General features: G+C 55.8%; 1 protein-coding gene and 2 pseudogenes. All 3 read right to left on the bottom strand.

Features of this window, described 5'->3' with window-relative positions:
* Positions 1 to 145, bottom strand: a pseudogene (locus NKH17_RS33230) (IS110 family transposase); the annotation flags it as partial.
* A 442-nt stretch (positions 146 to 587) separates the two neighbouring features.
* Positions 588 to 829: pseudogene (locus NKH17_RS33225) on the bottom strand (transposase); the annotation flags it as partial.
* A gap of 466 nt (positions 830 to 1,295) precedes the next feature.
* On the bottom strand, positions 1,296 to 2,378 hold the full coding sequence (locus NKH17_RS33220) for a proline racemase family protein (protein ID WP_352973532.1): 1,083 nt from the start codon (positions 2,376 to 2,378) through the stop codon (positions 1,296 to 1,298).
* Between the last annotated feature and the right edge of the window lie 495 nt (positions 2,379 to 2,873).

Raw genomic sequence — 2,873 nt, 5'->3', positions numbered from 1 at the left:
CCAAGCAGGCCGGCTGCCCAGCGAGAAACGCAAGCACCTTGTCGCGTCGCAGTTGCTTGCGGAAAACAATGGCGCCCGCCGCATCGGCTCCATGCGCCTGAAACACATTCTTCGCTAGGTCCAATCCGATCGTGTTAACTTCCATTGTGGACGCTCCCTCTCTTACGGTGGCTGTCAAACACCACCATTCTGGCACATCGATGCCGTCGAGGGGGCGTCCACCCCATCACTACCTTGCCGCGGTTCACTACCGTCCTCGGAGCAGCCCTTATCTGTGGAGCCGGCTTGTTCTCACTGATTGGGCAGAGCTCTGCTGAGAATGCAGCTGATCCGACTTAATTTGGTTGGACGATGGCCATCGGCGCGTCAACACCTTGCGCCGTAGTGATTTTGGCTCTTTGCACCGCTTGCAGGCGCTGCTACCGATGGCGCTGAATTTGGTTTTCGTGACGAGGTCTACTGCTTTTATAAAGGGCGCGGCCGATCACAAGCCGGAGGAGGGCGCTCGTGACGGGGACACTTCTGTCGTGTCGTTGCCTTGTGTAGAAGAAGTGCTCCCTTTCAATGGATGTCACAGGCGATCTGATTCGCAAGGTCGAGACGTCGAGCATGGCATCGGCCCGCAGATGCTTCAGCTTGCCATTCTCCTCCTCAAGGCTCTTCAGCCGCTTCGCCTCCGACACATCCATGCCGCCATACTTCGAGCGCTACTCATAAAAGGTCGCGTCGCTCACACCGTAGTTGCGGCACAGTCCGGCGCCGGGAGCCCAGCCTGGTGTTCCTTCAAAATGCCGATAATCTGTTCGTCAGAAAATCTCGATCGCTTCATTGCCTATCGCCTCATCCGAGGAACAGGCTAACCTCAAACCGAGGACATTTCAGGGGAGCACGTCACCCTGGATTCCGCCCACCCCCGACGCCGCCTCAAGCAGCGCGCGGATCGCCTTGCGACTGCGAGATCTCCGCCATGCGCAAGCTAATTGGGATGAACGTTCACAGAACGACTCCAATCTTAAATGTTATAAGGAGGAGGAATAGGGTGGCGCATATAACAAATGACATCATTGCTGCACGAATAGCCTGTCTGAGATAAGCTCCGCGTAAGTCCTCTTGTGGGGTGATGGGGATTTGTGGCATCTCGAATTCCTCCCAGCTGTTTCGGACTTCTGTCAACTTGCCGTAACGATCGTAGGCTGACAACTAGGGGCTTGCCACAGGCAAGGCATCACTACACACCGCCCCGAAATTTAGTGCGTGTTTTTACTCGTCAGCCTTCATTTTTTGCGCTCATGTCCTCATGTGCGATTCCGCACCTGCACGACTGAAAGCTTCATTTCTGGCCAAGTGTCCGAGATGGCATAACCCGTAGGGTCGGGATCGTCTTCCTCCAAAATGTAAGAGCATTTTGCTGTGATCCACGTACGACCGCCGACTGACGGAACGACAGCGCTGTAGGGGCCTACTGTAGTGGTTGCGACGATTTCTGCAGTGAACGTAGAATCGATCAGCGACTTGTGTGTGAACTGCTCGCCCTCGTCAATCTCGCCCTTGGCGTGCATCACAGCAAGGCGTGCAGAGGTGCCCGTGCCGCAAGGGCAACGATCTATACGCCCCGGTGAAACGACGACGGCGTTCTTCGATTCTATACCCTGCTTTGCGCGCTTAATCGGGGTTACGAACATCGTAATGCCCGGCAGCTCATGGTTTAGCGGGTGGGACACCGGTATTTGCGCCGCCGCCGCCGCCTTGATTTCTTGTCCGAGGTCGCTAAGCCTGCGCCCCTCGGAGGCAACCAAGTCGAAGCCAAACTGCTGTGCATGCACAATGGCGTAGGTCATGCCCCCATAGCCTACATCCACGACCAATTCGCCGAAGCCAGGCAATTGGATTGTTTGGTTCAGGCAGTAAGCGAAAGCTGGTTGATTAATGAACCTGACCGGCCCGACTTTTCCATCTGCGGTTTCGCACTCGATTCCGATTAGCCCCGCAGGCGCTTCAAGCTTGAACCGGGTAATCGGGCCTGTTATGGGAATCATGCCAGTCTTCAGCATTGTGGTTGCGACACTGATTGTGTTGCCGCCCGACATCTCCGGATATTCTTCTGCCTCGGCAATAATGTATGCAGCTACTGCTTCGGGATTTTCCGAAGGCACGATGAAGTTAACCGATTGGATCATGCTGCCACGAGGCTCGCGGAGGAAGAATAGCCGGATGTGGTCGTGGTGCTGTCGGAAACACTTCATTTTTTCGAAAGCAGTGCCCTTGGGTAATTCAGGTAACCCAGAAACCACAACCTTCTCAACGTCGCCTTCACAGTGGCAGTCATAGGCAGTGAAGGTTGCAGCGACCGGAAATTCGTAGCTCGACGGGTGGGACATGTTGACCTTTCACATCGCTTGAAAATCGGTCAGCTAGGTCGGGAAGCAGCGGCTTGCGGAACTCGCCCTCAGGGGAGCTGGCGACCGGTTGCCAAAGAACTTTCGAGCTCGGCAAAATGCCTGGTCCCGGCCGTCAACGACCTCAAACTGCCCCGTCCGCGGTCTGCAGCAAGATGAGTTTGCGCAATCAATACGCTTATCGCAGGATCATTCCGCGTCAGGCGTCAGCTATGTATCTCGACGACTGAGGCGCCCGAAAAATTCACTGGTTCGCTGCCGGCGACTGTCGTTCGTTGTCTACTTCACCTGCGAATCGTGCGGTGATGCTAGCGAGACAGTTGTCACAAAACAACCGAACGAAAAGTTATGTGTGGCCAGAAAAATGTTATGAGGGGTCGCGTCCCCACAGGTGGTGTAGCTCGGCGGTAGCGAAGCCGCTCGCGAGCGCGCTCTCGATAGCGCTGTAGATGCTATGGGCGGCGGCGAGCGTGTGGC

It is taken from the genome of Mesorhizobium sp. M1334 (assembly GCF_040317995.1).
Lineage (GTDB): Bacteria > Pseudomonadota > Alphaproteobacteria > Rhizobiales > Rhizobiaceae > Mesorhizobium.
This window is presented reverse-complemented; position numbering and strand designations above follow the sequence as displayed.

Bases quoted from the DNA above. Each gene is read 5' to 3' on its own strand.
- NKH17_RS33220 (WP_352973532.1), bottom strand. From the start codon at position 2,378: ATGTCCCACCCGTCGAGCTACGAATTTCCGGTCGCTGCAACCTTCACT.